We start from the raw sequence: 24924 nt of genomic DNA on the forward strand, positions 1-24924 counted from the left end.
GTCGCATACTCTCGTAGCCATGTCTGCGCAAGGAACCGCCCGCGGCGGCGTGCTCGCCCGGGTCCTCGGGATCGTCGGAGCCAGCCTCGCCGGGGGCCTGCTGATCACGGTCGGGGTCACTCCCGCCCTCGCCGTCACCGGTCTCGCCGAGAACAACCCGATCGGGCTGTTCGAGACGGTGCCGGAGTACCTCGAGCTCGGCCAGCTGGCCCAGAAGACCGAGATCTACGCCAAGCGCACCGACGGCTCGGACGAGCTGCTCGCCTCCTTCTACGCGCAGAACCGCGAGGAGGTGGCCTTCGACCAGGTCAGCCAGTCCGTGAAGGACGCGGCGGTCTCGACCGAGGACCCGCGCTTCTACGACCACGGCGGCGTCGACCTGCAGGGCACGATCCGCGCGGTGCTCAGCAACATCGTCGGCGGGGACCTCCAGGGCGGATCCTCCATCACCCAGCAGTACGTCAAGAACGTCCTCGTGCAGAAGGCGGAGTCGCTGAGCGCGACCGACGAGGCCGCCTCGGAGGCCGCCTACGAGGAGGCGACCGCGACCACTCCGAGTCGGAAGCTCAAGGAGATGAAGCTCGCCGTCGACCTCGAGAAGAAGTACAGCAAGGACGACATCCTCCTCGGCTACCTCAACATCGCGGGCTTCGGCGGTCAGGTCTACGGCATCCAGGCGGCGGCCGAGTACTACTTCTCGACCACCGCGGCCGACCTGAGCCTGGCGCAGGCCGCGAGCCTGATCGCCACGGTCAACAACCCCAACGGCCTCAGGATCGACCAGCCCGAGAACATCCCGGACAACAAGGTCCGCCGCGACTACGTCCTCGACCAGATGCTGCAGGAGGGGAAGATCTCGCAGGCCGACCACGACGCCGCCGTCGCCGAGGAGGTCGTCCCCGCGATCACGCAGACGCCCACCGGCTGCCAGACCGCCGGCAACGCGGCCTTCTTCTGCGACTACATCACCCGCGTCGTCCAGAACGACCCGGCGTTCGGCGACGACGCGGACACCCGCCTCGCGAACTTCCAGCGCGGCGGCTACAAGATCTACACGACGCTCGACCGCGACCTGCAGGACACCGCGGCCAACGCGACGAACAACGCCGTCCCCAAGGTCCCCACCCTCGACACCAACATCGGCAGCGCGACCGTCTCGATGGAGGTCGGCACCGGCCGGATCCTGGCGATGGTGCAGAACAAGGACTACGACGCGGCCGGCGCCGTGAACGGCGCGAACTTCTCCGCCGTCAACTTCAACACCGACACGGCCTACGGCGGCTCCGCCGGGTTCCAGGTCGGATCGACCTACAAGGTGTTCACGCTCGCGCAGTGGCTCGCGAGCGGACGCACCCTGAACGAGACGATCAACGGCCGAGAGCGCACCTTCTCGGGCTTCCCCGCCAGTTGCGCGCCGGGCGGCGAGCTCGACACCTCCTACGAGGTCAACAACGACGACAGCGAGAACGGCAGCTACAGCGTGCTGACCGGCACGATGCAGTCGATCAACACCGTCTACGTCTCGATGGCGCAGCAGCTCGACCTCTGCGCGATCCGCGACCGCGCGGTCGGCTTCGGCGTGAAGGCGGCCGACGGCGGCGAGGTCGACTACAAGCCGTCCGCCGTCCTCGGCTCGGACACGCTCATCTCCCCCCTCTCGATGGTCACCGCCTTCGCCGGCTTCGCCAACAACGGCACCGCCTGCTCCGCGATCGCCATCGACTCGATCACCGACGCGACCGGCGCCGCCGTCCAGCCGCCGACCTCCACCTGCAACCAGGCCCTCAGCCCCGAGCTGACGGCGGTCGCGAACTACGCCCTGCAGCGCGTCGTCACCGGCGGCACGGCCGCCCAGTCCGACCCGGACGACGGCATCGAGCACATCGGCAAGACGGGCACCACCGACAACGCGGAGTCGACCTGGATGGACGGGGCGAGCTCGCGCGTCGCGACCGTGGTCTGGGTGGGCAACATCGACGGCCACACCTCGATGCGCGAGGTCCGCTTCCCGAACTCGGAGCTCGAGAGCCGCCCGTACGCCTCCAACATCCGCCACTACATCTGGAACTCGGTGATGACCCGCGCCGACCAGAAGTACGGCGGAGACGACTTCGAGGAGCCCAGCAGCGCCCTGCTGAACGGCCGCCAGATCGCCGTGCCGACCGTCTCCGGCCGCTCGGTCGACGACGCCACGGAGGCGCTGGAGGACCTCGGCTTCGACGTCGAGGAGGGGGCGACCATCGACTCGTCGCTCCCGGCCGGCGTGGTGGCGGGCACCGACCCGGCCGCGGGCACGACCGTCGCGCGCTACTCCGACATCGCCCTGCTGATCAGCAACGGCTCGCAGGTCCCGGCTCCCGCCACCCAGGCACCGGCTCCGGCTCCGACCGGCACGGGAGTCCCCGCGACCGAGGCTCCCCCGGCGACGCCCACGGCGACCCCGACAGCGACAGCCACGGCGACTCCGACGGCGGAGGTCGAGGAGTGAGCTTCGACGCGGACTTCCTCGGCGTCCCCGCGGGTGCGCCGCTCCTGAGGGTCGAGCGCCCGGTGCGGCTCCTGCCGTACACGCACTTCGAGGTGCTGCTGGATCCGGAGCGGCGCCTGGCCGTCTCGACGGCCGTGAACATCGACGGCGCGCGCCTGGTCGAGCTCGGCCGCGGCGACGACTGGCACCTCGACGACCGCATCCCCGCCTCCGAGCAGACCGGGCCGGAGGTGTACGCCCGCAACGACCTCGACCGCGGCCACCTGGTCCGCCGCCGCGACCCCGTCTGGGGCGACCGGGACGAGGCCGCCGCGGCCAACCGCGACAGCTTCTGCTACACGAACGCCGCGCCCCAGGCGAGCGGCTTCAACCAGTCGCAGGAGCTGTGGCTCGGGCTCGAGACGCTGGTGCTCGAGTACGCGCAGACCTGGCGCACGCGCCTGAGCGTCTTCACCGGGCCCGTGCTCGCGGACGACGACCCGGTCTACCGCGGTACGGGCATCCCCCGCCGCTTCTGGAAGATCGCGGCGTGGAGCCCGGACGGATCGACGCTCGCGACGAGCGCGTACCTGCTCGACCAGAGCGAGCTCGTGGAGCGCGTGCGCGAGGGCCTGGTGCCGCTCGGCGGCTTCAGGACGTTCCAGCTGCCGGTCGCCGCGATCGGCGAGCTGACAGGTCTCGACGTGGACCTCCTCGCCGGGGCCGACGTGCTCGGCTCGGCAGGACTCCGGCCGGAGCCGTGGCGCGAGATCGTCGAGCCGTCCGACGTGGCGAGCGGCCTCCTCCCCCGCTGAGGCTCCGCCGGGGGCAGGATGGGCGGATGAGCACCCCCGTCCTGGTCGAGATCACCTCCGGCGCCGTCGTCCTCCGCGACCCGGAGGGTCCGCTCGTCCGCGTCGACGAGGCGGGCTACCTCCGCGGCGACGGCGTCTTCGAGACCGTCGCGGTCCTCGACGGACGTCCCCGCGCGCTCACTGAGCACCTCGAGCGGCTGGCCGGATCGGCCCGGGCCGTCGGGCTGACGATCCCGGAGGCGCCGCTCTGGTCCCGAGCGGTCGACCTCGCCGTGGCGGAGCACGACCGGGTCGACGACCTGACAGTCCGCTTCATCGCCGCCCACGGCTCGGGCGACTCCGCCCGGTGCACCGTGCGCGCGGCTCCGACTCCCGACTCGAGCGCGCTCCGGGAGAAGGGCGCGGCCGTCGTCGTGCTGGACCGCGGGTACGAGAGCGGTCCGCTCGCGCCGTGGCTGCTCCCGGGCGTCAAGACCACCTCGGGCGCCGTCACCCGGGCGGCGCTGCGCGAGGCGGCATCCCGGGGCGCGGACGACGTGGTCTGGCGCACGAGCGACGGGCTGCTCCTCGAGGGAGCGACGTCGAGCCTGGTGCTCCTCGGCGACGGGGTGCTCGCGACGCCGCTCTCGGGCAGCGTGCTCGCCGGCACGACGGTCGAGCGGGTCCTCGCGCTGGGCGAGCGCCGCGGGCTCGCGTCGTCGCGCCGCGAGCTGCCGGTCTCGGCGCTCACCGGTGCCGATGCGGCGTGGCTGGTGTCGAGCACCCGGCGGGCGATCCCCGTCCGCTCGGTCGACGGCGCACCGCTCGCGATCGACGCCGGCCTGACGGCGGCGTTCGAGGCGGGGCTGCTCGCCGGCTGACCGCGTCCGCGGCTCGGACTCCCTGCGCGTCAGGCCGCTGCGGCCAGCGCGCGGGAGGTGTGCGGGCCGACGCCGGCCTCCTCCGCGTCTCCGAGATCGGCGAGCGTGTCGACGTCCAGCCTCAGCGTCGACGAGCCGGGCAGCACGACGACGGCGCAGCCCGCGTCGCGGTGCCGGGCCAGCGAGCCCGGGCCGAACGCCGGAGCGACGAGGGCTCCGGCCGCCAGCAGGAGCGCCGTGGTGCCGCTCCCCTCGCGGTCCGGGACGACGGCCGGGAGCGACCGCGTCGCGAGCGCCTCGGAGAGGTCCGACGGCAGCAGGGCGGGCAGGTCCCCGGTCAGCACGATCACCGGGGCGCCCGGCCGGCGGTGCAGGGCGGCCTCGGCTCCCCCCGACACGGCGGTGTCGAGGGTCCCCGGGTCGGGCACCACCACCAGCTGCGGGTGCTCCGCCCGTGCGCGATCGGCCGCACCGGCGTCGGAGGTGACCAGGAGAAGGCTCGTCACCGCCTCCGCGGCGGCCACCGCGGCGAGCGTGTCCAGGAGGAACGCCTCGGCCAGCGCCGCGCGGCCCGGCACGTCGAGGCGCGTCTTCGAGCCGCCGCGGCCCTTGAACACGACGACCGCGCTCCAGCCGGTCACGCGCGCTCCTCGCGCGAGGCGGCTCCGGCCGCGAAGCCCTCGGCGAAGGCCTCGTCGGCGCCGAGGCGGAACATGTCGTCGGGGCCCGTGCGGGTCAGCGTGCGGGCGCCCGGGCTCTCGACTCCCGTCACCAGGCGGGCGAGCCCGCGGACGACGGCGACGGGGCGACCGCTCGCCTTGCCCTTCACCAGGTCGCCGAGCGCGGCGATCTCGTCCGCCACGGCCGGCATGGTCACTCCGAGCGTGCGCCCCAGGGCGTCGACCCCGCCGCGGAGGTCGTCGATCACGAGGACGCCCGCGGCTCCGATGGCCGCGTCGGTCTGTCCGACGCGCCAGGCGCGGCCCAGGGTGTCGCTGACGAGCACACCCACCTCCACGCCGAGCCGCTCCCGGAGGCCCGCGCAGAGGGCCCGCGCCGAGGCGTCCGGGTCGAGGGGGAGGAGGAGGACCGTCCCCTCCGCGACGTTGCTGGCGTCGACTCCGGCCGCCGCCTGGACGATCCCGAGGCGGTTCTCGACGATGCGGGTGACGCCGGAGCCGTGCGCCCGGGTGGCGACGACGCGGACGGTCTCGGCCGTGATCGCGTCCTCGCGGTCGGTCGCGGCGACGATGCGCCCCTCCGCCTTCGAGACGATCTTGCTCGTGACCACGAGGATGTCGCCGTCCGCGGGCCGGTCCTCCTCGGCGGCGGCGGCGACGGCCGCGAGGATCAGCTCGAGCAGGTCGTCACCGGGAGTCACCTCCGGGATGCCGTCGAGGGCCCAGGCCTGCACGCGCGTCTCGCTCACCGGTCCATTCTCCCGGCTGCCGCGGGCGCCCGGGTCCACGGCCCGGGATCGCCCGGGTGGACGATCGGCGGCGCCTCAGCCGGCGGCGAGGTACGCGGCGACCGCGGGCGGCACGTAGGGGGCGACGTCGCCGCCGAGGGAGGAGACCTGCCGCACCAGCGAGCTCGACACGTGGGCGTGCGCGGGATCGGGCAGCAGGAACACCGTCTCGACGTGCGCGAGGTTGCGGTTCACGATCGCCATGGGGGTCTCGTACGCCACATCGACCTGCGAGCGGATGCCCTTCACCAGGATGCTCGCGCCGACGTCGGTGCAGTAGTCGACGAGCAGGCCCATGCTCCACGAGGCGACGACGATCCGTCCCTCGACGCCCGCCTCCGCGATCGACTGCTCGATGAGCGAGACGCGCTGGGCGATCGGCAGCAGCGCGGTCTTGGCGGGGTTGTGCACCACCACGACGTGCAGCTCGTCGACCAGGCGCGCGGCCCGCTCGATCACGTCGAGATGACCGAGGGTCACGGGGTCGAAGGAGCCGGGGACGACGGCGATGCGGGCCATGCCGACAGAGTAGCGGGCGGGCACCGCCTAGCTCTTGGCGAGGAACTCCCGGTCACGGTCCTGCACGCGGCGCTCGAGCGCGGCACGGAGCCGGTCGTGCGCGGCGAGCGACGGGTCCTCCGCGAGGAGCCGTTCGGCCAGCGCCCGCGCCTCCACGATCACATCGGCGTCCTGCACCACCCGCAGCAGGCGGAGTGACGAGCGCCCGCCGGACTGCGAGTCGCCCAGCACGTCGCCCTCGCGGCGCAGCTCGAGGTCGACCTCGGCGAGCGCGAAGCCGTCGAGCGTCGCGGCGACCGCCTCCACCCGCTCGCGCGCGACCGTCCCCGCCTCCGCCGCCGTCACGAACAGGCACACCCCCGCGACGCCGCCGCGCCCGATGCGCCCGCGGAGCTGGTGCAGCTGCGAGACCCCGAACCGCTCCGCGTCGAGCACGACCATCATCGAGGCGTTCGGCACGTCCACGCCGACCTCGATGACCGTCGTCGACACCAGGACGTCGATCTCCCCCGCGGCGAAGGAGCGCATCACGGCGTCCTTCTCCTCCGTCGTCATCCGCCCGTGCAGCGCGGCCGACCGGCGCTTCCCGAGCAGCGGATGCGCGCGCACGCCCTCCAGCGTCGCCGCGACGGTCGTGAGCGGCGCGGCGGCGTCCTCCTCGGGCGGCTGCGCGCCCTCGGCGGGCTCCCCCGGCTCGATCGCCGGGCAGACGAGGTAGACCTGGTGGCCCGAGCGGATCTCCTCCTCGGCGCGCTCCCACGCCCGCGCGATCCACGCGGGATGGTCGGCGAGCGGGACCACGTGGCTCGTGATGCCGGGGCGCCCGGCGGGCAGCTCGCGGATGGTCGAGGTGTCGAGATCGCCGAAGACCGTCATGGCGACGGTCCGCGGGATGGGCGTGGCCGTCAGCACCAGCACGTGCGGTGGGGTGGCGCCCTTCCGGCGCAGGGCGTCCCGCTGGTCGACGCCGAAGCGGTGCTGCTCGTCGATCACGACGAGGCCCAGGTCGTAGAAGGAGACCGCGTCGCCGAGGAGGGCGTGCGTGCCGACGACGATCTTCGCCGTGCCCGAGACGATCCGGAGGAGGGCCGCGCGGCGCTGCGCCGCCCCCAGCCCGCCGGTGAGGAGGGTCGGCACCAGCTCGGCCGCGAGCTCCGGGCCGAGGGTCCTCGCGATCGAGCGGAGGTGCTGCCCCGCGAGCACCTCGGTGGGAGCGAGCAGCGCCGCCTGCCCGCCGCTCTCGGCCGTGGCGAGCATCGCCCGGAGCGCGACGAGGGTCTTGCCGGAGCCGACCTCGCCCTGCACCAGCCGGGTCATCGGGCTCTCGGCGGCCAGATCGGCGGCGATCTCGTGCCCCACCTCGGTCTGGTCGCCGGTGAGGGCGAAGGGCAGCGCGGCGTCGAAGCGCTCGAGCAGCCCGCCGGGGCCGGGCACGCGGGCGGTCGCGGGGCTGCTGCGCGCCGAGGCCCGGCGCTCGAGCAGGGCGAGCTGCAGGAGGAACGCCTCGTGGAAGCGCAGCGTCTCGCGCGCCTGCGCCTCCTCGCCCTCCCGCTGCGGGCGGTGGATCAGCTCCAGCGCCTCGCCGAGGCCCAGCAGCGAGCGGCCGGCGCGCACCTGCTCGGGCATCGGGTCGGGCACGTCGCGCAGGCCGTCCAGCAGCACGCCGATCGCGGCCTGGAGCTGCCAGCTCGAGATCGCGCTGGTCGCCGGGTAGATCGGGATCGGCCGCTCGGCCCAGTCCTTCGCGAGCTCACCGCCTCCCGTCTCCGTCGCGGCGGCCTCCTCGTCGTCGAACAGGCGGTAGTCGGGATGCGTGAGCTGCGGGGTGTCGCGGAACATCGAGACCGTGCCCGCGAAGATCCCGCGCACGCCGCGGTGGAGCTTCGCCGCGCGCCAGGGCTGTCCGAAGAACGTCAGCGAGAGCGTGCCCGAGCCGTCCGAGATGACGACCTCGAGCAGGGTGCCGCGCCGGTTGCGCATCGGCCGCTCGCGCACCTCGCGCACCTCCGCCACGATCGTCACGCTCTCTCCCACGGGGAGACGCGAGAGCGCCGTCAGCTCGCCCCGCTTCGCGTAGCGGCGCGGGTAGTGGCCCAGGAGCTCGCCGACCGTGCGGTACCCGAAGACCTTCTCGACCGCACTCGCCGTGCGCGGCCCGATCAGCGGCGCGAGCGAGGCGTCGAGGGGGTCCGGGATCACCTAGCGATCATAGGTCGGACCTCGGACGCGCGAGCCGGGCGACCGGGTCCAGCGCCGAGCGGGGCACGACCGACGCGAGCACCCGACGACCGGCACCCGCGGAGCCGCGGAGCGCGGCGGCCACGGCGGTCGCGTCGTCCCACGCCTCCGACTCGCTCGCGGACGGCGAGTAGCGCCGGCGCTCGACGCGCTCCCGGAGCCCCTGCAGACGTGCCGCCGCTCCGGGGTCGAGGGCGGGAGCCATGCGGGCCTCCTGCGCGCGCGGCGACTCCGTGTCCTCCACGGGGACGCCCAGGTCGCGGGCGGTCGCCAGCAGCTCGGCCCACGCGGCCTCGACGGAGCCGGAGCGCGCGGACCGGCGCCGCAGCGCGCGCTGGACGGCGCGCATCAGCCAGGGGACGAGCACGAGCAGCAGGAGCAGCACCCAGAGCGTCGCCGCGGGAGCCGCCGTGGTGCTCGAGGCGCCGACGGCACCGGGGGTCGGCGTCGCCGACGCGGCCGTCGGAGTGGGTGTCGCGGCGGGAGCGCTGGTCGCACCGGGCGCGGTGGTCGCGGTCGAGCCCGGGGCGGTGGGGCCCGAGGACGCCGTCGCGCTCGGCAGGGTGTACGAGGCCGGAGCGCCGCGGCTGGGCGTCGGCTCGAAGGGCAGCCAGCCGACCCCCTCGAAGTACAGCTCCGGCCAGGCGTGCAGGTCGGAGGAGAGGACGCGGTAGGTGGTCAGGTCGCTGCCGCCGGAGGGCACGACGGAGCCGGGCTGGTAGCCGATGGCGAGCCGCGACGGGATCCCGAGCTCGCGCGCCATCACCGCCATCGCCGAGGCGAAGTGGACGCAGTAGCCCTCCTTCGTCGTCAGGAACGCCGAGAGCACGCCGACTCCGTCGCCGTCGTAGCCCTCCTCCGCGGGGGTGTCCTCGGAGTAGCGGAACTCGGACGAGCGGAAGTACGTCTGCAGCGCGCGCGCCCGGTCGTAGGCGGTCGGAGCCTCCGCCGTGACCTCCTCGGCGGTGGTGCGGACGATCTCGGGCACGTCGTCGGGGAGCGAGAGGTACCGGTCGACGCCGGACGGCGCGGGCGCGGCGAGCAGCTGCTGCGGGTCGGGCTCGAGCCGCAGCGCCTGCACCTGGTAGTCGTCTCCGGAGCGGGTCGTCGCGTCGCCGCGGATCGAGCCGTCCTGCGCGTCCTGGAGCCAGCCGTCGCCGACGCCCGTCAGCGACGAGACCGGATACGGCACGGGGAGCCACTGGCTCCGCAGCGTCTCTACCGAGACGTCGACCTCCTCCGCCTCGCGCGGCACGCTCTCGGAGAGCCCCTCGGGCGTGATCGGCGCCTCGATCGGAGCGGTCTGCTCCGTCTCGCTCGGCGCCCAGTCGTCACCGTCGAAGTCCGAGACGGTCAGCACGCGGAGGTAGACGGGCAGGTCGGAGTCGGTGGCGTAGCGCAGCACGGTCACGGGGTTCGGGCGGCGCAGGTCCGCGCCGAGGGCGACCACCGGGTCGATCGCGCCGTTGAAGAGGCTGCCGGAGACGCCCGAGGGGGCGGTGGTGCGCGCGTAGCCGGCCGCCGAGCCGGCGACGACTCCCGCGCCGAGGACGACCACGGTCACGGCCGCGAAGGCGGGCAGCACGGCCGAGGCCGCGCTCGGGCCGCTCGGGCGGCGGGGGGCGGCCGTGGCGGCGAGCACGCCCGCGTAGGCGAGCGCAGTGACGACGAGGCTCGCCCAGGACACCTCGGAGGGGTCCACGATCGCCGGCACCGCGAGCAGCGCCGCGGGGAACAGACCGGCCAGGGCGGGGAGGCGGACGGAGAAGGCGAACAGGTCGGCCGCCCAGGCGAGCACGACCACCCCGCCGATCAGGAGGAACGAGATGCCGTCGTCGGCGATGGCCGGGAGCCCCTGCTGCGCGATGGACTGGAAGCCGCCCTGCGCGAGCGCCTCCGCCTGCGCGACGGCGCCGGGTGTGGGGATCACGAACAGCAGGGCCCGACCGGGCACGAACATCGCGGTCAGCACGCCGACCATCGTCAGCGTGCCGAGGATCGGCGGGACGACGGGGTGCACGCGCAGAGCCCGGGCGGCGGCCGGGACGCCGAGCACCACGGCGACCGCGCTCGCGAGGAGCACCAGCCAGTCGACGCCGACGAGGAGCCGCCCGATCCCGGCGGCGGCGGCCGTGATCGCGAGGAAGAGCAGACCGCTCAGAGGAGCCGACCCGGCGCGCGGATCGCTCTCGACGCGGCGGCTCACGCCACCACCCGCAGAGCGAGGGCCTGCGCCCACGCCTCCTCGACGGAGGCGCTCGGGTCGACGGACACCGCGTACCAGCCGAGCGAGGCGAGAGCCGCCTCCTCCTCAGCGGTGCCGGCGACCAAGAAGGCGATCGCGGGACGCGACTGCGCGGCCAGGGAGCCGAGGGCGTCGAGGTCCGACTCGAGGAGTCGGGTGAGCACGGCGAAGACCGGTCGCACTCCCCCGGTGTCGCGCACGTCGGCCGAGATCCGGGTCACCGCGTCGACCGACTCGCGCGAGGGCGCCAGCTCGGCCAGGCGCAGCAGCACGTCGTGCGCCACCTCGCGCTCGTCCTCCGAGTGCTCCGGCTCGCCGTCCGCACCCGTCTCGACGAGGTGGGTCTCGAAGCCGCGGTCGAGCAGGTGCACGGCGAGGGAGGCCGTCATCGACACCGCCCACTCGAGCCGGTCGTCGCCGCGCCGCTCGAGCACGCGCTCGGCCCGGGTCTCGAGGAGGATCCACGCGTGCGGATCGGTGTTCTGCTCGTCCTGGCGGACCATGAGCTCACCGGAGCGGGCGCTCGCCCGCCAGTGCACCCGGCGCATGGCGTCCCCCGGGCGGTAGTCGCGCGGGATCACGTCGTCCGTGCCGGCGCCGGCCGTCGCGTGCGCGACCGGGCTCGATCCGCCTGCTCCGTGCGCGTCCAGGACGTCGCTCTGGAGCGGCACGACCCGCGGAGTCACGACGAACGGCTGCGCAGCCCCCACGACGCTCTCGCGGAGCGCGAGCCCGAGGCCGTCGCCGCGCACCAGGCGCAGCGGGCCGATGCGGTGGATCCCGCGCCGCTCGGCGGGCAGACGGTAGCGGGCGCGCACGCGGCCGCCCGACGGGACGCCCGGCAGCCCGAAGACGCCCTCGGCGACCGGCCGGCCGACGACGACCCCGCGCTCCACGCGCTCGAGCCGGTCGTGGGCGCGGGCCCCGCTGCGGACGGCGCGGCCGCGGTTCTCGAGCAGCACGTCGACCTCCACCACGTCGCCTGCCGCGACGGTCTGGGGAGCGAAGCGGCGCTGCACCCGGAACGACGCCGGCGCCAGGAGCAGGGAGACGAGCGCGCCCAGGGGCAGGCCCAGCAGCACCAGGCCGACGAACAGCAGCTCGCGGAACTCCGACAGCGGCGCGATCACCACTCCCGCGACGCCCAGCAGAACGAGCGCCCAGCCGCGCAGCGTCAGCGCGACCCCGCGGAGCGCGGGCAGACCGCCGAGACGGGACGACGGCGTCTCGGCGGGGCGGGCCTCAGTCGCCACGGTTGCCGAAGGGGACGGGGGTGGCCGCGACGATGCGCTGCACGATCTCCGTGACCGAGTGCGAGGATCCGGCGCCGGAGCGGCCGGGGAGGCGCGTGGCGGGCAGGAGGCGGTGGCCGAGCACGGGGACGGCGAGCGCGTCCACGTCGTCCGGCACCACGAAGTCGCGGTCGCTGAGGGCGGCGAGCGCCTTCGCGGCGGCGATCAGCTGGAGCGTGGCGCGCGGGCTCCCCCCGAGCCGCAGCTCGGGGTCCACCCGCGTGGCCTGCATGATCGCCACCACGTACTCCTGCACAGGCGGTGCGACGTACACGGAGCGCACGTAGGCCATCATCCGCTCGAGCTCGGCGAGGCCCACGACGGGCCGCAGCTCCTCGAGCGGGCTGGCCGAGTCGCGGGTGCGGATCATCTCGAGCTCGGCGCGCTCATCGGGGTAGCCGAGCGAGAGGCGGGCCATGAAGCGGTCGCGCTGGGCCTCCGGCAGCGAGTAGGTGCCCTCCATCTCGACCGGGTTCTGCGTCGCGATCACGGCGAAGGGGCGCGGGAGGAGGTGGGTGGTGCCGTCGACCGAGACCTGGCGCTCCTCCATGCACTCCAGCAGCGCCGACTGCGTCTTGGGCGAGGCCCGGTTGATCTCGTCGCCGATCAGGATGTTCGCGAAGACCGGGCCCGGCTTGAACTCGAAGTCGCGGGTCGCCTGGTTGTAGACCGAGACCCCCGTGACGTCGGAGGGGAGCAGGTCGGGCGTGAACTGGATGCGCGCGACGCTGCCGCCGACCGAGGCCGCCAGCGACTTCGCCAGGACCGTCTTGCCGGTGCCGGGGACGTCCTCCATCAGGAGGTGCCCACCGGCGAGGAACACCGTCAGCGCCATCGAGACCTCGGCCGACTTGCCGTCGATCACGCTGGTGAGGTTCCCGAGGACGGCGCCGCAGTGCGCCGTGAACTCCTCGCGGGTCAGGGGCGTCTCGGGTGCCGCTCGGCGGCCGACAGCGGTGCGGGTGTCTTCGAGCGACGTCATAGCTACGGATTCTCGCAGTCCTGACGGGAAAAAGGTCCAGGTTCCGCGAGTTCGCAGTGTGCCGCCAGGCGGGAGCGCGCGGCGGCCACCGGACGCCGCAGGCAGGGGTGCCGCCCTATGCTCGGTCCGGTGACCAGGATCATCGCCGGATTCGCCGGCTCGCTCACCCTCCGGGTCCCGCGCGCGGGCACCCGCCCCACCAGCGACCGCGTGCGCGAGGCCGTCTTCTCGGCCCTCGAGGCCCGGGACGCCCTCGACGGCGCGACGGTGGTCGACCTCTACGCGGGCTCCGGCGCCCTCGGGCTCGAGTCGGCCAGCCGCGGAGCGAGCGCGGTCGTCCTGGTCGAGCGCGACCCGAAGGCCGCCCGGACCGCGGGCGAGAACGCACGGGCGATCGTGACCGCGGCGGCCAAGAACAAGCGGCCCGCCCCGCGGATCGAGGTGGTGACCGGCTCGGTCCGCTCCTTCCTCGACGGGTCCCCGGCCCTCAACACGGACACGGTGTTCCTCGACCCGCCCTACGACCTCGGCGAGGACGACCTCGCCGCCGATCTCGCCGGCGTGCTGCCGCTGCTGCGCGAGGACGCGGTGGTCGTCGTGGAGCGGAGCTCCCGCAGCCCGGAGCCGCGCTGGCCCGCGGGGCTGGAGCGGGAGCGGAGGAAGGACTACGGCGAGACCACCATCTGGTGGGCGTCACCGGCGTCGCTCGCGTCGCCCGTCTCGCCCGCTTCCTCCCCGGCCGGCTGACCGGCCTCAGCCCGCCGCGCCGTCCCAGCCGAGGTACGGGTCCCAGCCCCCGCGCGCCTCGAGCGCGACCCCGCCCAGTCGCACCTCCGGGTCCCCCTCGCGGACGGCCCCGAGCGGGACGAAGCCCTCCGGCAGCGCCGCGGCGGGAGGGAAGCACGCGAGCATCGCGTGGTCCTCGCCACCTCCCAGCACCAGCGCCCTCGCCAGGTCGAGGTCCACGCCCTCCACTCCCGCGAGCCCACGCGCGTGCACGTCGACCGCCGCGGCATCGAGGTCTATCGCCACTCCGCTCGCACGCGCCATCCGACGGGCGTCGAGCACCACGCCGTCCGAGACGTCCATCATCGCGGTGGCGGTCCCGCCCGCGGCCTCGCCCGCGGAGATCGGCGCGGTCGGGCGCAGCTGCGCCTCGAGGAGGGACGGATGCCGCTCGCGGAGCCGGTCGGCGAGGTCGGCCGACGGCTCCCCGTCCCGCCGCGCCTGCTCGAACAGCAGGCGCAGCCCGAGCCCCGCTCGTCCCAGCGGGCCGGCCACGGCGAGCACGTCCCCCGGCCTCGCACCGCTGCGGAGCACCGGCGGTCGTCCGTCGAGCGAGCCGAACGCCGTGATCGAGAGCGTCAGCGTCGCGGAGGCGGACAGGTCTCCCCCGACGACTCCGCATCCCGGCGCCATCGCGGCGCAGCCGGCGGCGAGGCCGCCCGCGATCCCCTCCAGCACGTCGACGCCCAGCGACTGGGGTGCCGCGAGCGCGACGACGAGCCCGGTGGGACGGGCCCCCATCGCCGCGACGTCGGCGAGGTTCGAGACCGCCGCCTTCCAGCCCAGGTCCGCCGGGCGCGACCAGGCCAGCCGGAAGTCGGGGCCGTGCACCATCATGTCCGTGGTCACCACGAAGCGGCCGTCGGGAGCGCGCAGCACCGCGCAGTCGTCGCCGGGCCCGACCAGGGTCTCCGCGCCCGGGCCGCCGAGCCGGGCCAGCACCCTCGCGAGCACCTCGCCCTCGCTGAGCTCGGCCAGGGTGGGACTCCGATCCTCTGCCATGGTTCACACGCTAGCGTTGACGGCGATGTCCCCCCGCCGACTCCGCTCCCCCCTTCTCGCCGCCGCCGCCGTCCTGCTGCTCTCGGGCTGCTCGGCCAGCGTCGCCCTCGAGCCCGCCGCCGATGCGACGAGCACCGGCTGCGCGGAGGTCTCGGTGCGCCTGCCCGACGTGGTCGCGGAGCAGCCCGAGCGCGAGACGAACGCTCAGGGCACCGCCGCCTGGGGCACCCCGGCCGCCGTCATCCTCCACTGCGGAGTCGAGGTGCCCGGCCCGACGACGGACCTCTGCGTGAACGTCAGCGGAGTCGACTGGATCATCGACGAGACGCAGAAGGACGAGGACATCTACACGCTGACCACCTACGGTCGCGATCCCGCGGTGGAGATCACCGTCGACCAGAGCCGCGCGTCCGGATCCTCCGCCGCGCTCGACCTGGCGAACGCCGTCTCCTACGTCCCGCAGACGCGCGAGTGCACCGACGTCTCGGACGCCGACACCCTCGATCCGACGGACACGCCCACCGGCTGAGCTTCAGCGTCAGACGCCGAGGGCTCGACTCGCTGCGGTGAGCGCACCATCGGAGGTCGCCCCCAGCTCGCGCGCGCGGGACGCGAACACGGCGGCCGCGGCCTGCAGCTCGCGCTCCAGCGCGTCCACGCCTCCCGCGACGACCGTGCCCGCCCGGCCGCGCGTCTCGACCAGGCCCGCCGACTCCAGCTCCCGGTAGGAGCGGGCGACCGTCCCTGCGGCGACGCCCAGCGTCTCGGCCAGCGCGCGCACCGGCGGCAGCCGCGTGCCGACCGGCAGCTCGCCCGCGGCGATCAGAGCGGTGATCTGCTCACGGATCTGCTCGAAGGGCGCCGCGGCCGCGCCCGCCTCGACGCGGAGCGCGAGCGCCGACGTCATCGGGCGGCGACCGGGACGCGGTCGAGCGCCGAGTCGAGCAGCTCGCTGATCAGGTCCGGGTAGTCCACGCCGCTCGCGCCCCACATGCGCGGGAACATCGAGACCGGCGTGAAGCCGGGCATGGTGTTGATCTCGTTGACGACGAAGCCGTCGGCGGTGAGGAAGAAGTCGACCCGGGCGAGGCCCTCGGCTCCGATCGCGTCGAAGGCGCGGATCGCGAGGGACCGCATCTCGGAGAGCTCGCCGTCGGTGAGATCGGCCGGGCAGACCAGCTCGATGCCGGACGCCCCGAGGTACTTCGCCTCGAAGTCGTAGAAGCCGCGGCCGGTGACGACCACCTCGCCGGCGACGGAGGCGCGGGCCGGAGCACCGCGGCGGCCGCCGAGCACGCCGATCTCGACCTCGCGGCCGACGATGCCCGACTCGATCAGCACCCGCGAGTCGTGCGCGAACGCCTCCTCCAGCGCGGCCTCGAGCTGCTCGCGCTCGTCGATCCGGCTGACGCCCACGCTCGAGCCGGCCCGCGCCGGCTTCACGAACGCGGGCAGGCCCAGCTCGTCGAGGGCCGAGGAGGCGTCGCCCGGGTCGGCGCGCCACTCCGCCTCGGTCACGAGGTACCAGGGCGCCACCGCGAGGCCCGCGGCCTGCAGCACCGTCTTGGTGAAGTGCTTGTCCATGCCGAGCGCCGACGCGAGCACGCCCGAGCCGACGTAGGGCAGCCCGACGAGCTCGAGCATCCCCTGGACGGTGCCGTCCTCGCCCCACGGGCCGTGCAGGATCGGCAGCACCACGTCGACCTCGCCGAGCGAGCGCGTCGCGCCGTCCTCGGTCGTCACGGTGAGCTCTCGCGAGAGGGCCGACTCCGGCCAGCGCACACGGGAGCCGTCGTCCTCGACGCGGGGCAGCGACGCGGCGTCGAGAGCGAACTTCTCGGGACGGTCCTCCTCGAGCACGAAGGCGCCGTCGGAGGTGATCCCGACGGGGATCACCTCGAAGCGGTCACGGTCGATCGCCCGCAGCACCCCGGCCGCCGTTGCGCAGCTGATCGAGTGCTCGCTGGAGCGCCCCCCGAACAGAACGGCCACGCGGAGCTTGCTGGTCATCGAGGTTCCTCTCACCCTGTGGCTCGTCCGAATCCGTGGTCAGGTGCGGCGCGATGTCCTTCGGATCGAGCGTACCGGCGAGCACCTGCGACACCTGCTCGACGATGGGCATGTCGACTCCCCTGGCGCGCGCCAGCTCGAGGACCGGCGCGACGGAGGCGAGCCCCTCCGCCGTCTGCTGCATCGACTTCACCACGTCAGTGAAGCTGTAGCCCTGGCCGAGCAGGCGCCCGGCCGTGTTGTTGCGCGAGAGGGACGAGCTCGACGTCGCGATGAGGTCGCCGAGCCCAGCGAGTCCGGCCATCGTCTCGGCCCGTCCGCCGTACGCGACCGCGAAGTCGGTCATCTCGGCGAGACCGCGCGTGATGATCGACGCCTTCGTGTTCTCGCCGTAGCCGACGCCGTCGACGATGCCGATCGCCACGGCGATGAGGTTCTTCAGCACGCCGCCGAACTCGGTGCCGATCACGTCGGTGTTGACGTAGGAGCGGAAGTAGCGGTTGGTCGCCGCGAGGGCCACCTCCTGCGCGGTGACGAGGCTCTCGGAGGCGATGACCGCCGCGGTCGGCTGCTCCTTGGCGATCTCGAGGGCGAGGTTGGGTCCGGAGGCGACGGCGATCCGGTCGGGAGAGACCGGCAGCATCTGCGCGATCACCTCGCTCATCCGCTGGCCGGTGCCCTTCTCGACGCCCTTCATCAGGCTCACCAGCACCGTGCGCTCGGTGAGGAACGGCGTGATCGCCTCGAGGTTGCTCCGCAGCGACTGCGACGGGATGGAGAGGTAGACGTGGTCCGCGCCCTCCAGCGCCTCCTCGATGCGCGGCGTGGCCCGGATGTTGCGCGGGAGGTTGATGCCGGGGAGGTAGTCGCTGTTGCGCTTGGCCTCGGTGATCTCGCGGGCCAGCTCGGCGCGGCGCGCCCACATCACGACGTCGGAGCCGCCGTCGGCGAGGATCTTCGCGAAGGTGGTGCCCCAGCTGCCGGCGCCGAGGACGGCGACGCGGCGGGGCACGGGGACGGGCGCCTTCCTACTGCTCGGACTCAAAGCGACCCGTGTCCTTCTGGTTGTGCTCGGAGGGGTTCCAGCGCTTCTCGGGCGCCGCCTCGCCGCGCAGCTCCTCGAGCAGGGCGGTGATCGCCGCCATCACGACCGCGGAGGCCTCGTTGAGTGTGGCGGAGTCGAGGCTGCGTCCGCGGAAGGCGGACAGGTCGACGGGGTCGCCGACGATCACGTCGACGCGCTTGCGGCGGAAGAGGGTGATCCGCTTGGAGTAGCGGCCCATCAGCTGCTGCGCACCCCAGTGCGCGACCGGGACGACGGGCAGCCCGTACTGCAGCGCCATCCGCACCGCTCCCGTCTTGCCGCGCATCGGCCAGAGCTCGGGGTCGCGGGTGAGGGTGCCCTCGGGGTAGATGATGACCGAGCGGCCCTCGTCCACGAGAGCCTTGGCGGTCTTCAGCGGCTCGCTGCCGCGGACCGAGCCCGAGCGCTCGACGGGGATCTGACCGGAGCCGCGCAGGATCGAGCCGAGCACGGGCACCGAGAACAGCGAGGCCTTGGCGAGGAAGCGCGGTGCGCGGCCGGCGCGCCACAGGGTCCAGCCCGTGATGATCGGGTCGATCTCGCTGTAGTGGTTCGGCGCGAACACGAAGGCCCCGGTGCTCGGGATCTTGTCGCCGTTCCGGATCCGCAGGTCGACCGAGGCGGTCATCACGGGGATCACCGCCGCCGCGAGGAACCAGAAGATGGACGGACGGCTTCGCTCAGACACCCGCCCATCCTCGCATCCCGCATCGGAGGGGCCGCGTCCCCACGCCCGGGAGCAGCGGGGCCCCGCGGTGGGAGGAGCGGCCCGGCCGCCGGGTACGGTACCGGCATGCCCCGTCCGCGTCGCCGCCCGTCGCCGTGGGACGCCGTCGGCCGAGCGCTCGGCCGACTCGCCGACTCGCCGATCGCGCTGTCCGGCCTGGTGCTGCTGATCGTGTGGGGAGTCGTGCTGGTCGCCACGCAGGCCGAACGCGATGCGGCTGCGCTCGGCGACGGCCTCCTGCTGACGCTCGCGGTCCTCGTCGGCGGCTCGGCGGCCGTCGCCCTCGCGATCGGCGGGGTCGACGCCCTCTGGCGCGTGGCGGTTGCACCGCTCGCCCACGTCGAGGCGGAGGCGACCGGCGGCGTCGCGGTCCTCGGACGCGGCCGGCTCGGGGCGGGCCTCCGTCGCATCGAGCCGCGGTTCCCGCTGCCGACGCTGCGGCCCTACGCGGTGGTGGTGCCGCGCCGCCGGGGACTGACCGTCTCCTTCGGCGACTGGGGCGTCGTCGTGCCCTGGGCGCGGATCGCGCGGCTGGAGCGGCGGTGGGTGCTGGTGGGCCTGCGTCCGCGCGAGGCCCTCGAGGTCGTCCTGGCCGGGACGCGACGCGGACGCCTGACGCTGGTCCTGGTCGAGTCGCCCGGACCGCTGGGCCTCCGGCCCGCGCCGGAGACGACGCTCGCGCTCCTCGAGAAGCGGATCCGGGGACGCCTGGAGGAGGCCGCGGAACCGCCCGCGTGGGGCGCGCCCGGACGCGACAGGACCCCGGGCCGCTGAGGACGGTCGTCCTCCTCGGCACCGGGGTCCCGGTGGGCGGCTACGCGTCGAGCGAGAAGTCGGCGCCCAGCAGCTCGAGCTTGGTGAGGAAGTTCTCGTAGCCGCGGCTGATGATGCCGACGTTCGAGACCGTCGAGGTGCCCTCGGCCGAGAGCGCCGCGATCAGGTGCGAGAAGCCGCCGCGCAGATCCGGCACGACGATGTCGGCGCCGTGGAGCTTCGAGGGTCCCGAGATCACGGCCGAGTGCATGAAGTTGCGCTGCCCGAAGCGGCAGGCCTGCCCGCCGAGGCACTCGCGGTGGATCTGGATGGTCGCGCCCATCTCGACGAGCGCGTCGACGAAGCCGAAGCGCTGCTCGTAGACGGTCTCGTGCACGATCGAGACGCCCTTGGCCTTCGTGAGCGCCACGACCAGCGGCTGCTGCCAGTCCGTCATGAAGCCGGGGTGCACGTCGGTCTCGATGATGACCGGCTTGAGCTCGCCGCCCGGGTGGTAGAAGCGGATGCCGTCCTCGGCGATCTCGAACGCGCCGCCGACCTTGCGGAAGACGTTGAGGAAGGTGGTCATCTCCTGCTGGCGGGCGCCGCCGACGAAGATGTCGCCGTCGGTCGCGAGGGCCGCGGCCGCCCAGGAGGCCGCCTCGTTGCGGTCGAAGAGCGCGCGGTGGGAGTAGCCGGTGAGCCGGTCCACGCCCTCGATGCGGATCACGCGGTCGGTGTCGACCGAGATGATGGCGCCCATCTTCTGCAGGATGTTGATCAGGTCCATGATCTCGGGCTCGATCGCCGCGCCCGAGAGCTCGGTGATGCCGGAGGCGCGCACCGCGGTCAGGAGGACCTGCTCGGTCGCTCCGACGCTCGGGTAGGGCAGCGACACCTTGGCGCCGTGCAGGCCCTCGGGTGCCGACATCCGGATGCCCGAGGGCAGCTTCTCGACGACGGCGCCGAAGTTGCGCAGCACCTCGAGGTGGTAGTCGATCGGGCGGTCGCCGATGCGGCAGCCGCCGAGGTCGGGGATGAACGCCTCGCCCAGGCGGTGCAGCAGCGGGCCGCAGAAGAGGATCGGGATGCGGCTGGAGCCGGCGTGCGCGTCGATGTCGGCGAAGTGCGCGGACTCGACGTTGGAGGGGTCGAGGATCAGCTCGCCCACCTCGGCGCCCTGCTTCACCTTGACGCCGTGGACTTCGAGCAGGCCCTTCACGACGCGGACGTCGCTGATGTCGGGCACGTCGCGGAGGGTGGAGGCGGTCTCGCCGAGCAGCGCCGCGACCATCGCCTTGGTGACCAGGTTCTTGGCCCCCTTGAGCTCGATCCGGCCCACCAGCGGTCGCCCGCCGTTGATGGTGATCCGCTCGGTCGTCATTCCCACCCGTGCTCCCGACGCCTTGGCGTCCTGCAGGGCCTTGGCGTCCTGAAGAAGTGTGTTCACGCTATTTCACCGGCAATGTCTTGGGCCGCCAGATCTCGCGGCGGGTCTCGAATTCGGAAATGAGCGCTTCGTCGCGCAGGGTCAGGCCGATGTCGTCCAGGCCCTCGATCAGGCGCCATCGAGTGTAGTCGTCGATCTCGAAGTCGAAGGTCTCGCCACCGGCGGTGACCGTACGCGCAACCAGATCCACCGTCGGTTCTATTCCCGGGGTGCCCTCGATGATCTTCCACAGCCGCTCGACGTCGGGCTCCGAGACGACGGCCGCGAGCAGTCCCTGCTTGCCGGCGTTGCCCCGGAAGATGTCGCCGAAGCGGGGGGAGATGACGACCCGGAAGCCGAAGTCGCGCAGCGCCCAGACGGCGTGCTCGCGGCTGGAGCCGATGGCGAAGTCGGGGCCGGCGACGAGGATGCCGGCGCCGCGGTAGCGCTCCTGGTTGAGGACGAAGTCCGCGTCCTGCCGCCAGCCGTGGAAGAGCGCGTCCTCGAAGCCGGTCTTCGTGATGCGGCGGAGGTAGATGCCGGGGAGGATCTGGTCGGTGTCGACGTTGGCGCGCTTCAGGGGCGCGGCGATCGCGGTGACGGTCTCGAACTTCTGCACGGTCAGACTCCTGCTCTCTCGCGGACCGGCTCCAGATCGGAGGGACTGGAGAGGGTGCCGCGCACGGCCGTGGCCGCGGCGACGAGGGGCGAGACGAGGTGGGTCTTCGCCCCCTTGCCCTGACGACCCTCGAAGTTGCGGTTGGACGTGGAGGCCACGCGCTCCCCCAGGACGAGCTGGTCGGTGTTCATCCCGAGGCACATCGAGCAGCCGGCGAAGCGCCACTCCGCGCCGAACGCGGTGACGATCCGGTCGATCCCCTCGGCCTCGGCCTCGAGCCGCACCCGGGCGGAGCCGGGGACGACCATCACGCGGACGCCGGGGGCCTTGGTGCGCCCCTCGACGACGGCAGCGAAGGCCCGCAGGTCCTCGATCCGCGAGTTGGTGCAGGAGCCCATGAAGACCACGTCGACCGGGATCTCCTTCATCGGCGTGCCGGGCTCCAGCGCCATGTACTCCAGCGCTCGCAGAGCGCTGGCGCGCTCGTTCGGATCGTCGAGGACGTCAGGGTCCGGTACCGCCTGCGAGAGCGAGACGCCCTGGCCGGGGTTCGTGCCCCAGGTGACGAACGGCTCGAGCGCGTCGGCGTCGATCACGACCTCGGCGTCGAACACGGCGCCCTCGTCGCTCGGCAGCGTCCGCCAGTAGGCGACCGCGGCGTCCCAGTCCCCGCCCGCCGGAGCGTGCGGGCGGCCGTGCAGGTAGGCGAAGGTCGTCTCGTCCGGCGCGACCATGCCGGCCCGCGCACCCGCCTCGATCGACATGTTGCAGATCGTCATCCGGCCCTCCATCGAGAGCGCGCGGATCGCGGAGCCGCGGTACTCGAGGATGTAGCCCTGGCCGCCGCCGGTGCCGATGCGGGCGATGACCGCGAGGATGATGTCCTTGGCCGTCACCCCCTCCTTCAGCGTGCCCTCGACCGTGATCGCCATCGTCTTGAAGGGTTGCAGCGGCAGCGTCTGCGTCGCCATCACGTGCTCGACCTCGCTCGTGCCGATGCCGAAGGCGATCGCGCCGAACGCGCCGTGCGTGGAGGTGTGCGAGTCGCCGCAGACCACCGTGACGCCGGGCATCGTCAGGCCCAACTGGGGGCCGACGACATGCACGATGCCCTGCTCGACGTCGCCCAGGGAGTGCAGGCGGACGCCGAACTCGCCGGCGTTGCGGCGCAGCGCGTCGATCTGGGTGCGGCTGATCGGATCCTCGATGGGGCGTCCGATCTCGAGGGTCGGCGTGTTGTGGTCCTCGGTGGCGATGGTGAGGTCCGGCCGGCGCAGCGGGCGCCCCGCGGCACGCAGGCCGTCGAACGGCTGCGGGCTGGTCACCTCGTGCAGCAGGTGCAGGTCGATGTAGAGCAGGTCGGGAGCGCCGTTCTCGCCCGCGACGACGACGTGGTCGTCCCAGACCTTCTCGGCGAGGGTGCGCGGCTTCTCGGCTCTCCTGCCGGTCCCTGCTCCACTCGACGCGGGCGCGGCTGTGCCGGGTGTGGTCTCGATCATGACGGTTCCTTCTCCTCCTGGAGTCGCTGCTCGGCCGGGCGAGGCACCGCGACGAGGGAGGCCGTCAGTTCGAGGTCTCGTCGCGGCACGGAAGGAGGTGCGGGCCACTCAGCATGGACCGAGAATAGCACCGCGCTCCCCCGCCTCCCGGGCGGGCGCGGCACGGAGTCGCCCGGCTCAGGCGCGGGCGTCGAGCACGGCGTCGACGACGACGACGGTGACGTTGTCCCGTCCGCCGGCCTCGACCGCCGCACGCACGAGCGCCTGAGCGAGGTCGGCAGGGTCGCCGGAGTCGCGGCGGGCGAACAGGGCGGCGATCCGCTGGTCGGAGAGCTCCTTCGTCAGCCCGTCGGAGCAGAGCAGGTAGCTGGCGCGCGGCACGACGGGCAGCGTCCAGACGTCCGTCTCGACCTCCTCGTCGGCGCCGAGGGCGCGGGTGACGATGTTGCGGTCGGGATGCGACTCCGCCGACTCGGGGGTGAGCAGGCCGGCCGAGACGAGCTCCTGCACGGCGGAGTGGTCCACCGTCAGCTGCTGGAGTTCGGCACCGTCCCAGCGGTAGACGCGGGAGTCCCCGACGTTGAACAGCGCCCAGCGGGCCGGGCCCGCGGGCTCGGGGAGCACGAGCATCAGCCCGGTCAGCGTCGTGCCGCAGAGCGCACCGCCCACGTCGAGCGCGCGCACGGCCGTGTTGGCGCCCTCCACCAGGTCGAACACCGCGTCCACCGGACCCAGGCTCGTCGGCCGGCTCTCGCGCAGCGCCTCGACGGCGGCTGCGCTCGCGAGGTCCCCTCGTGCGTGCCCGCCCATCCCGTCCGCGACTGCCAGGAGCAGCTCGTCGGCGAGGAGGGCGTCCTCGTTGACGCGGCGGACGGCGCCGACGTCGGTGCTGCTGCTGACGGCGAGCCGCAGCGCCCCCTGGGGCAGGTCGACCGTGGTCGTCGTCATCGCGGGATCACTTCTCCTCGGCGGAGGACCGGGCGTCGTCCGCGACGACCTCGGGGTGCCCGTCGTGCAGCTGGATGTGGCGGTGCTCGCGGCGCATCTTCGCCAGGCTCGCCAGCGTCGCCACGGTCATGCTCAGCACGATGACCACGAGCGAGGTGATCGTGTCGATGTCCCACACCGGCACCGGCTCGCCCCCGTTGAGGAAGGGCAGGTCGTTCTCGTGCAGGGCGTGCAGGACGAGCTTCACGCCGATGAAGGCGAGGATGAACGCGATCCCGTACTTGAGGTACTCGAGCTTGTCGATCAGCCCGCCGAGCAGGAAGTAGAGCTGGCGGAGCCCCATCAGCGCGAAGACGTTCGCGGTGAACACGATGAAGGGGCTCTCGGTGATGCCGAAGATCGCCGGGATCGAGTCGAGCGCGAAGAGCAGGTCGGTCGAGCCGATCGCGAGGAACACGATCAGCATCGGCGTGAAGTGGCGCGTGCCGTCGATCGTGGTGCGGATCCTGGAGCCGTCGAACGAGTCCGAGATCTTGACGCGGCGGCGCAGGAGCCGGATGAGCAGGTTGTCGGTGCCCTCGTCCTCGTCCCCCGCGCCGAACGCCTGGTTCCAGGCCGTGTAGACCAGGAACGCGCCGAAGAGGTAGAAGATCCAGCTGAAGCTCTCGATGAGCTGCGCGCCGAGCAGGATGAAGACGCCGCGGAAGACCAGCGCGATGATGATGCCCACCATCAGCACCTCCTGCTGGAGCTTCGCCGGCACCGCGAAGCGGCCCATGATGATGACGAAGACGAACAGGTTGTCGACCGAGAGGCTGTACTCGGTCAGCCAGCCTGCGACGAACTGGCCGGCCAGCTCGCCGCCGCCGAGGATCAGCATCAGCAGCGCGAACACGAGCGCCAGCGACACGTAGAAGCCGACCCACAGCCCCGACTCCTTCAGGCTCGGCACGTGCGGGCGCTTGTAGACCAGCAGCAGGTCGGCGGCGAGGATCAGGCTCAGGACGACGAACGAGCCGATCACGAACCAGACGGGCAGATCGAGCATGGGGGCCTTCCGAGTGGATGAGGGGCCGAAAGTCTCTCCCCGGGGAGCGGACGGCCGTGCCGGTCCGCGTCACCCGTCCCGCCCCGGCGCCGCGCAGGGGCGGTGCGTACTGACGGGAGCGGAAAGGTCGGGA

General features: G+C 73.3%; 23 protein-coding genes. 6 read left to right on the forward strand and 17 right to left on the reverse strand.

Annotated elements, in window-relative coordinates:
* Positions 1 to 19: 19 nt before the first annotated feature.
* Genes C5B93_RS00100 through C5B93_RS00110 form a run of 3 tightly spaced genes read left to right on the forward strand, consistent with a single transcriptional unit; the run spans position 20 to position 4142 of the window.
* Positions 20 to 2488, forward strand: coding sequence for a transglycosylase domain-containing protein (locus C5B93_RS00100; RefSeq protein WP_104291479.1), 2469 nt, complete (start codon positions 20 to 22; stop codon positions 2486 to 2488).
* The gene (locus C5B93_RS00105) at positions 2485 to 3282 is read left to right on the forward strand and encodes a DNA/RNA non-specific endonuclease (RefSeq protein WP_104246547.1); all 798 of its coding nucleotides are present in this window, start codon (positions 2485 to 2487) and stop codon (positions 3280 to 3282) included. The genes C5B93_RS00100 and C5B93_RS00105 overlap by 4 nt, the downstream gene beginning before the upstream one ends.
* 26 nt (positions 3283 to 3308) lie before the next feature.
* Positions 3309 to 4142, forward strand: coding sequence for an aminotransferase class IV (locus C5B93_RS00110; protein ID WP_104291480.1), 834 nt, complete (start codon positions 3309 to 3311; stop codon positions 4140 to 4142).
* A 29-nt stretch (positions 4143 to 4171) separates the two neighbouring features.
* Here the strand turns inward: C5B93_RS00110 and cofC are convergent, their stop codons facing one another.
* From cofC to C5B93_RS00145, 7 genes are all read right to left on the reverse strand, one after another.
* Positions 4172 to 4783 carry a 2-phospho-L-lactate guanylyltransferase gene (gene cofC, locus C5B93_RS00115; RefSeq protein WP_104291481.1) on the reverse strand — a complete coding sequence of 204 codons (612 nt, stop codon included), beginning with the start codon at positions 4781 to 4783 and terminating at the stop codon, positions 4172 to 4174.
* Positions 4780 to 5571 carry a coenzyme F420-0:L-glutamate ligase gene (locus tag C5B93_RS00120; RefSeq protein ID WP_258059731.1) on the reverse strand — a complete coding sequence of 264 codons (792 nt, stop codon included), beginning with the start codon at positions 5569 to 5571 and terminating at the stop codon, positions 4780 to 4782. Before C5B93_RS00120 ends, cofC begins: the two co-directional genes overlap by 4 nt.
* A 75-nt stretch (positions 5572 to 5646) precedes the next feature.
* The gene (coaD, locus tag C5B93_RS00125) at positions 5647 to 6129 is read right to left on the reverse strand and encodes a pantetheine-phosphate adenylyltransferase (RefSeq protein ID WP_104223138.1); all 483 of its coding nucleotides are present in this window, start codon (positions 6127 to 6129) and stop codon (positions 5647 to 5649) included.
* 27 nt (positions 6130 to 6156) lie between these two features.
* Complete coding sequence (locus tag C5B93_RS00130; RefSeq protein ID WP_374953128.1) at positions 6157 to 8328, reverse strand: ATP-dependent DNA helicase RecG; 2172 nt, start codon at positions 8326 to 8328, stop codon at positions 6157 to 6159.
* Between the two features lie 7 nt (positions 8329 to 8335).
* Positions 8336 to 10573: a DUF3488 and transglutaminase-like domain-containing protein gene (locus tag C5B93_RS00135; RefSeq protein WP_104291482.1), complete on the reverse strand. Its 2238-nt coding sequence runs from the start codon at positions 10571 to 10573 to the stop codon at positions 8336 to 8338.
* Positions 10570 to 11865 carry a DUF58 domain-containing protein gene (locus C5B93_RS00140; protein WP_104291483.1) on the reverse strand — a complete coding sequence of 432 codons (1296 nt, stop codon included), beginning with the start codon at positions 11863 to 11865 and terminating at the stop codon, positions 10570 to 10572. Before C5B93_RS00140 ends, C5B93_RS00135 begins: the two co-directional genes overlap by 4 nt.
* Positions 11855 to 12886, reverse strand: coding sequence for a MoxR family ATPase (locus C5B93_RS00145; protein ID WP_104291484.1), 1032 nt, complete (start codon positions 12884 to 12886; stop codon positions 11855 to 11857). Before C5B93_RS00145 ends, C5B93_RS00140 begins: the two co-directional genes overlap by 11 nt.
* Before the next feature lie 129 nt (positions 12887 to 13015).
* Here C5B93_RS00145 and C5B93_RS00150 point away from each other — a divergent pair, with 129 nt between their 5' ends.
* Positions 13016 to 13633, forward strand: a complete 618-nt coding sequence (locus C5B93_RS00150; protein ID WP_104291668.1) for an RsmD family RNA methyltransferase — start codon at positions 13016 to 13018, stop codon at positions 13631 to 13633.
* Between the two features lie 6 nt (positions 13634 to 13639).
* On the opposite strand, the gene thiL is transcribed toward C5B93_RS00150, so the two are convergent.
* A complete protein-coding gene (gene thiL / locus C5B93_RS00155) occupies positions 13640 to 14674 on the reverse strand; it encodes a thiamine-phosphate kinase (protein ID WP_104291485.1) in 1035 nt (344 codons plus the stop codon).
* 25 nt (positions 14675 to 14699) lie between these two features.
* Here thiL and C5B93_RS00160 point away from each other — a divergent pair, with 25 nt between their 5' ends.
* The gene (locus C5B93_RS00160) at positions 14700 to 15203 is read left to right on the forward strand and encodes a DUF3515 family protein (RefSeq protein WP_104223096.1); all 504 of its coding nucleotides are present in this window, start codon (positions 14700 to 14702) and stop codon (positions 15201 to 15203) included.
* Positions 15204 to 15212: 9 nt separating this feature from the next.
* Here C5B93_RS00160 and C5B93_RS00165 read toward each other — a convergent pair whose 3' ends face one another.
* From C5B93_RS00165 to C5B93_RS00180, 4 genes are read right to left on the reverse strand one after another with little or no spacing between them, the layout of a single operon-like run.
* On the reverse strand, positions 15213 to 15581 hold the full coding sequence (locus C5B93_RS00165) for a GntR family transcriptional regulator (RefSeq protein ID WP_104223095.1): 369 nt from the start codon (positions 15579 to 15581) through the stop codon (positions 15213 to 15215).
* On the reverse strand, positions 15578 to 16684 hold the full coding sequence (locus C5B93_RS00170) for a D-alanine--D-alanine ligase family protein (RefSeq protein WP_104291486.1): 1107 nt from the start codon (positions 16682 to 16684) through the stop codon (positions 15578 to 15580). The genes C5B93_RS00165 and C5B93_RS00170 overlap by 4 nt, the downstream gene beginning before the upstream one ends.
* Positions 16581 to 17696 (reverse strand): NAD(P)H-dependent glycerol-3-phosphate dehydrogenase, encoded by a 1116-nt coding sequence (locus C5B93_RS00175; RefSeq protein ID WP_181067828.1) that lies wholly within the window; start codon positions 17694 to 17696, stop codon positions 16581 to 16583. The genes C5B93_RS00170 and C5B93_RS00175 overlap by 104 nt, the downstream gene beginning before the upstream one ends.
* A gap of 16 nt (positions 17697 to 17712) precedes the next feature.
* On the reverse strand, positions 17713 to 18456 hold the full coding sequence (locus C5B93_RS00180) for a 1-acyl-sn-glycerol-3-phosphate acyltransferase (RefSeq protein WP_258068090.1): 744 nt from the start codon (positions 18454 to 18456) through the stop codon (positions 17713 to 17715).
* Positions 18457 to 18561: 105 nt separating this feature from the next.
* Here C5B93_RS00180 and C5B93_RS00185 point away from each other — a divergent pair, with 105 nt between their 5' ends.
* Positions 18562 to 19269 (forward strand): hypothetical protein, encoded by a 708-nt coding sequence (locus C5B93_RS00185; RefSeq protein WP_104291487.1) that lies wholly within the window; start codon positions 18562 to 18564, stop codon positions 19267 to 19269.
* A gap of 40 nt (positions 19270 to 19309) precedes the next feature.
* On the opposite strand, the gene murA is transcribed toward C5B93_RS00185, so the two are convergent.
* The 5 genes from murA to C5B93_RS00210 form a co-directional block, all read right to left on the reverse strand.
* Positions 19310 to 20632 (reverse strand): UDP-N-acetylglucosamine 1-carboxyvinyltransferase, encoded by a 1323-nt coding sequence (gene murA, locus C5B93_RS00190; protein ID WP_181067970.1) that lies wholly within the window; start codon positions 20630 to 20632, stop codon positions 19310 to 19312.
* A 67-nt stretch (positions 20633 to 20699) separates the two neighbouring features.
* Entirely contained in the window at positions 20700 to 21296 is a 597-nt protein-coding gene (gene leuD / locus C5B93_RS00195) for a 3-isopropylmalate dehydratase small subunit (RefSeq protein WP_104291488.1), read from the reverse strand.
* A gap of 2 nt (positions 21297 to 21298) precedes the next feature.
* Positions 21299 to 22795 (reverse strand): 3-isopropylmalate dehydratase large subunit, encoded by a 1497-nt coding sequence (leuC, locus tag C5B93_RS00200; protein ID WP_104291489.1) that lies wholly within the window; start codon positions 22793 to 22795, stop codon positions 21299 to 21301.
* A 177-nt stretch (positions 22796 to 22972) separates the two neighbouring features.
* Complete coding sequence (locus C5B93_RS00205; protein WP_104291490.1) at positions 22973 to 23743, reverse strand: PP2C family serine/threonine-protein phosphatase; 771 nt, start codon at positions 23741 to 23743, stop codon at positions 22973 to 22975.
* A gap of 7 nt (positions 23744 to 23750) precedes the next feature.
* Complete coding sequence (locus C5B93_RS00210; RefSeq protein WP_104291491.1) at positions 23751 to 24791, reverse strand: TerC family protein; 1041 nt, start codon at positions 24789 to 24791, stop codon at positions 23751 to 23753.
* Positions 24792 to 24924 lie beyond the last annotated feature (133 nt).

Origin of the sequence: Rathayibacter sp. AY1A2, from assembly GCF_002930935.1 — a bacterium.
Classification (GTDB): Bacteria; Actinomycetota; Actinomycetes; order Actinomycetales; family Microbacteriaceae; genus Rathayibacter.

Excerpts from the sequence above, each read along its gene's own strand:
- thiL (WP_104291485.1), bottom strand. The coding sequence starts at position 14,674 with ATGGCAGAGGATCGGAGTCCCACCCTGGCCGAGCTCAGCGAGGGCGAG.
- C5B93_RS00185 (WP_104291487.1), top strand. The coding sequence starts at position 18,562 with ATGCCCCGTCCGCGTCGCCGCCCGTCGCCGTGGGACGCCGTCGGCCGA.
- C5B93_RS00100 (WP_104291479.1), top strand. The coding sequence starts at position 20 with ATGTCTGCGCAAGGAACCGCCCGCGGCGGCGTGCTCGCCCGGGTCCTC.
- C5B93_RS00165 (WP_104223095.1), bottom strand. The coding sequence starts at position 15,581 with ATGACGTCGGCGCTCGCGCTCCGCGTCGAGGCGGGCGCGGCCGCGGCG.
- C5B93_RS00205 (WP_104291490.1), bottom strand. The coding sequence starts at position 23,743 with ATGACGACGACCACGGTCGACCTGCCCCAGGGGGCGCTGCGGCTCGCC.
- C5B93_RS00110 (WP_104291480.1), top strand. The coding sequence starts at position 3,309 with ATGAGCACCCCCGTCCTGGTCGAGATCACCTCCGGCGCCGTCGTCCTC.
- murA (WP_181067970.1), bottom strand. The coding sequence starts at position 20,632 with ATGACGACCGAGCGGATCACCATCAACGGCGGGCGACCGCTGGTGGGC.
- C5B93_RS00170 (WP_104291486.1), bottom strand. The coding sequence starts at position 16,684 with ATGACCAGCAAGCTCCGCGTGGCCGTTCTGTTCGGGGGGCGCTCCAGC.
- leuC (WP_104291489.1), bottom strand. The coding sequence starts at position 22,795 with ATGATCGAGACCACACCCGGCACAGCCGCGCCCGCGTCGAGTGGAGCA.
- coaD (WP_104223138.1), bottom strand. The coding sequence starts at position 6,129 with ATGGCCCGCATCGCCGTCGTCCCCGGCTCCTTCGACCCCGTGACCCTC.
- C5B93_RS00145 (WP_104291484.1), bottom strand. The coding sequence starts at position 12,886 with ATGACGTCGCTCGAAGACACCCGCACCGCTGTCGGCCGCCGAGCGGCA.
- C5B93_RS00210 (WP_104291491.1), bottom strand. The coding sequence starts at position 24,791 with ATGCTCGATCTGCCCGTCTGGTTCGTGATCGGCTCGTTCGTCGTCCTG.
- C5B93_RS00160 (WP_104223096.1), top strand. The coding sequence starts at position 14,700 with ATGTCCCCCCGCCGACTCCGCTCCCCCCTTCTCGCCGCCGCCGCCGTC.